Source organism: Algibacter sp., assembly GCF_029245835.1.
Taxonomy (GTDB): domain Bacteria; phylum Bacteroidota; class Bacteroidia; order Flavobacteriales; family Flavobacteriaceae; genus Algibacter_B.
Genome location: NZ_JAQWOO010000002.1, coordinates 1 through 4441 on the forward strand (window position 1 = coordinate 1; position 4441 = coordinate 4441).

Annotated in this window: 5 protein-coding genes; all 5 read left to right on the forward strand. The window is 31.1% G+C overall.

The features are described 5' to 3' along the window. The first annotated feature begins 455 nt into the window (after positions 1-455). The 5 genes from P8K68_RS00300 (at position 456) to P8K68_RS00320 (ending at position 4301) form a co-directional block, all read left to right on the forward strand. Complete coding sequence (locus P8K68_RS00300; protein WP_300247055.1) at positions 456-755, forward strand: hypothetical protein; 300 nt, start codon at positions 456-458, stop codon at positions 753-755. A gap of 571 nt (positions 756-1326) precedes the next feature. Then, positions 1327-1947, forward strand: a complete 621-nt coding sequence (locus P8K68_RS00305) for a hypothetical protein (RefSeq protein WP_300247057.1) — start codon at positions 1327-1329, stop codon at positions 1945-1947. Positions 1948-1957: 10 nt separating this feature from the next. Further along, the gene (locus P8K68_RS00310; protein ID WP_300247059.1) at positions 1958-3202 is read left to right on the forward strand and encodes a hypothetical protein; all 1245 of its coding nucleotides are present in this window, start codon (positions 1958-1960) and stop codon (positions 3200-3202) included. Between the two features lie 159 nt (positions 3203-3361). Further along, the gene (locus tag P8K68_RS00315; RefSeq protein WP_300247061.1) at positions 3362-3961 is read left to right on the forward strand and encodes a M15 family metallopeptidase; all 600 of its coding nucleotides are present in this window, start codon (positions 3362-3364) and stop codon (positions 3959-3961) included. Positions 3962-3965: 4 nt separating this feature from the next. Beyond that, a complete protein-coding gene (locus P8K68_RS00320) occupies positions 3966-4301 on the forward strand; it encodes a DUF6150 family protein (RefSeq protein WP_300247062.1) in 336 nt (111 codons plus the stop codon). The last annotated feature ends 140 nt before the right edge of the window (positions 4302-4441 follow it).

The window sequence follows — 4441 nt, forward strand, 5'->3', positions numbered from 1 at the left end:
TCGTCAGTACCGAGTTTTGTAGTCTCGCTTCCTTCAGATGTAACCTCGCAGTTACCACCCTTGCGACTTACTAATGGTTCGAAGCGTTACCTCCGCCCATAAGGGACTTGCACCCTCTAGATTAATTATTTACCTTTCGGTAAAATAAAAGATGCCCATGCTGGGCACACACAGCACCTAAGTAAACATGGGGCAGACAGTGGTTTCCGCAAGTTTGTTCTCCGTAGCTACTTTTGGTTTCGGTGGACAGGTAATCGCTCCGAAATGCCCCACGTTTCTTAGCTGCAAAACGTTATGGGCAAGTTAAATAAACATATCGGTCAAAGACAGAATGACCATCTATAGTGACTGACAAAAAAGTGGAGACTAGAAAACCACATTAAAAAAACAGGGAGTAATCCGAAAGTCCATAAGAGTAGGAACAAAATTTAAAATGAAAAAAAATGAAAAAAGTAATGAAAATTTTCGGAGTAATTCTATTTGCCTCAATAATTCTGACAAGTTGCGGTAATAGCAATAATAGTAGTACTAGCAGTAGTTCAAGTAGTAGGAGTAATGCAAGTGAGGAGACTTCAAAAAAAGCATATAGAAAAGGTTATTCTGACGGCCAAACGGGATATGGATTACCTGCATCGGACAGAGCGTCTGCTAGGGAATTTTATATGGCACGTGGGTATAATTTTTCTAGAGCAGATGTACGTGTCTATGAAATGGGTTATAATGACGGTCTGTATGGAAGAAGTAAACAATATTAAAATTTGAAACTTATTTTAGATTTGCACTTGTTAGTTAAAACCAGCCCGTAACAGCACCTAAGAAAACATATGGCGGACAGTGGTTTCCGTAAAGTTCATTCTTCGGTATAATCTTAGACACGGCCGGATAGGAAATCGCTACAAAATGCCCCATGTTTCTAAGCTGCGAAACGCTGAGCACAATTTGAGAACAACATTTTATCTAAAAAGAAAACTTCAACCCAAATTAAAGTGATTTACATAAAAATTTAAACTAATATCATAAACCAAAACTAAATGAATTTTAAAAAGATTACTTCACTTGTAAAAATTTGCTACATTAGTACTTTACAAAAATATAAATAATAAAAGAAAGGTCAGTTATAAACCGAAAAGTTAGTGTCGCAAAATCCGCTAATAATAATACACTCACCGTTGTGTGTAATTAGAAAATTAAAAGACGGCCGAGGGAAGCCATAGGGCTAAGCAGCTAGTGTAAAAAATAAATAAGAAATATGGAGACCAGAACCCATTAAAAAAAAGGGGTGAAACCGAAAAACCTTACGAGTAGGGAAATTAAAAAAGAGTAATTATGAATAACAAATTCTTAACATTTATTAAACCTTATCTGTCATATATTGACAATGGACATCTTTATCGCAAACCATTTAGCTGGCTTTACTCAATATTTGCAATATTAAATTTGATTTTACCTTTAGTTGTTTTATTTATGGTTGTTGATAATCGCGTTTTTAGAGGTGAACCAGATATGATTATTTCGTTTTTACTTGTGTGGATTATAATCACTTTCGCAAGTTGGGTTAGTTTTCAATTATGGTGGGATAGAAAATCAAAAGTTATTGACACGTCAGTAGAAGGTGATGAGTTTGTTGCTACCGCGGTTTTTTCACATTTAATACAAACTATTGGAGAATGGTTAGGTACTTGGATTTGCATTGTTGGCTTTGGGACAGCGCTATTAACAACAATAATTTTAGGAGATGAGATGAGTCATTTATCAAGAGAAATAGGATTTGGTTTTCTACAAACAAGTAAGCTTGATATAGTTCTTATGCCTATATATGGTTTTTTAATTATTGTGGCAACAAGATTTTTAGCAGAACAATTTAAAGCCCTTACTTCAATTGCTAATAATACCAGAAAAAAAACAAATAATAGTAATAATAATAATAATAATAATCCGTCATTTTAATTTAACTGTTATGAATAAAAACGAAATTAGATTAATCAGGGATTTATATAAGCATTATGACCAAAATCAAGAAGTTAACGATGAATTTTTAAAATCTCTAACTGAAAATCATGGTTCCATAAGAGGCATCTTAACGAATGTGATTCTAAAATATAATCCCGAATCAGAAATAACTGACGAATATCTTGATGCCAAGTTGAAAGACTATAATATTGATTTAAAAAGCACTATCCCAGAAAATGATGCAAAAGAAGATAAAGCAGTTAGTCCATTAATAAATGAAAAACCGCAAGAAAAAACAATTGTAGCTGACAATTCATCTAAAAAAACAAAAAAAAGAAGGCTTTTGCCTATCATTATTATTGCAAGTATAGTAATCATTTCCAGCCTGGTAATATTTGCATATTCAGCAAGTAAACAAAACTACGCTAATCCTAAAACAATACTTATCGATGATAAAAAATCATCTGAAAAATATTTAAATAACATAGAAATTGAACTATTAGAGTATATATGTAATGATAATTGTTATATATATTTCAAGCAAGTTAGTAACCCAGAAATTACTTATAACTACCATAATTTTGAATTTCCAATTAATATACCCGGAAAAGAGTATATCGCTGAAATAAGAGACGAATATAATAGGTACGGAGAAAAATCATCTTTAATTGGAAAAAAATATTTCGTTGACTTAGAATTAAAGAATATTAAGGATTGGGAAGAAACAGAATATGGTGGCAAGGATAACGGTAGGTTTGTTGATAAATGGATAATTACAGCTTTAAGAATGAAGCCAACTTCTATAGATGTATTGAACAATAAAAAAGAGAATGATATTACAAATGAAAATTCATTTACTCCCTTTAATATAAAAATAAAAGACGGAAAAAAGTATATTAACATTCGTAAAGCCCCAATTAATGGAAGTGTTGTTGGTAAAGTTTCAGAAAAAGAAAATTATACGGTTTCTCAGGAATATAAATCTAATAATCCGTTGTATTTATTAAACAAAAAAATGATTCTCAAAGATGTTAAAAGTGGAGAGGAAGTAGAGAAACCTAAAAGTTTCAAATTAAATAACGTAGTTAGTATTGATGAATATACTTACAAAGCAGAGATAATAAATTTAGATAAAACAACTAATAAAGTTTATATTCAAAAATCAGATGTTGATCTCAGTTTTAATAAATGGTACTATCTCAACGAAGTCAATGGTTGGATATATTCTGAATTTTGCGAAAAATTAAATTAAGTTATGCGAAGTAAAATTTTATTATACTTTTTTTTAATTATCATATTTTTTTCTTGTAAAAAAAAGGATAGTACAGCGGTTGAAAATATAACTCAAGTTAATAATCGAATCAGTACACCAAAGATATTATCGGAAAAACCTATCCAAAGCTTTAAATTATTGGGTAAATTCAATTATAGAAATGATACCACCTTCGCTAAGGTTCCTTCAAGCTATAGTTTTAAAAATATATACGTTCAAAAAGTAGTTTTAGATTCCTTCATTAAAATGACAAATGCTGCAGAGAAAGAAGGAGTTTCTTTTAAAATAGTTTCTGGGACTCGAAATTTTGACGAACAAAAGCGTATTTGGGAAAGGAAATGGAAACGAAACAATACAAGTGATAGCGTATCAAATGCTTTGCAAATATTAAAATATAGTTCAATGCCATCTACATCTAGACATCATTGGGGTACAGATATAGATTTAAACAATTTAAATAATTCTTATTTTGATAAAGGAAAGGGTTTAAAAGAATATAATTGGCTTGTAAATAACGCTCATAAATTTGGCTTTTTTCAGCCTTACACATCAAAAAAATCTGGGCGTACCGGATATAACGAGGAGAAGTGGCATTGGTCTTTTAAACCATTGTCTAGTCATTATTTAAATGTTTATAACGATTCTATATCTTATAAAGATATCACTGGTTTTGTAGGTTCTGCTGTCGCTAAAGATATCGATGTAATCAAAAAATATGTTAAAGGCATTGAATATTAATAACATGAAACATACTTTAATATTCCTTTTAGTACTATTTTTTTCAAGCACTACAATTGCTCAAAAGGTATTCTCTGTAAAATACGAAAATCAAGCAGACGTAAAAGTTTTTGTTGTAAAGTATGAAAACCAAGCTGATTTAAAAGTTTTCAAAGTAAAATATAGTAATCAATCACAAGCCAATGAGGGAAAGTGGTTTTTTACAAACTATGCGAACCAAGCAAAAAAGAAAATTTATTTTGTTAAATACGAAAATCAAGCTGATTTGAAAATATATTTTGTCGAATATGCGAATCAAGCAGGTTGGAATAAAAATGAAAAGAAACATCTGATGTATTAAAACCAGCCCATAATCGAGTAGACGGCTCTCCCCATAATTGAGGAGAGTGCGCCTCTCACACCACCGTACGTACGGGTCTCGTATACGGCGGTTCACCAAATTGAAGTTTGCGTATTATTAATGTAATCTAACAAAGGTTT

Bases quoted from the DNA above. Each gene is read 5' to 3' on its own strand.
- P8K68_RS00300 (WP_300247055.1), top strand. From the start codon at position 456: ATGAAAATTTTCGGAGTAATTCTATTTGCCTCAATAATTCTGACAAGT.
- P8K68_RS00305 (WP_300247057.1), top strand. From the start codon at position 1,327: ATGAATAACAAATTCTTAACATTTATTAAACCTTATCTGTCATATATT.
- P8K68_RS00310 (WP_300247059.1), top strand. From the start codon at position 1,958: ATGAATAAAAACGAAATTAGATTAATCAGGGATTTATATAAGCATTAT.
- P8K68_RS00320 (WP_300247062.1), top strand. From the start codon at position 3,966: ATGAAACATACTTTAATATTCCTTTTAGTACTATTTTTTTCAAGCACT.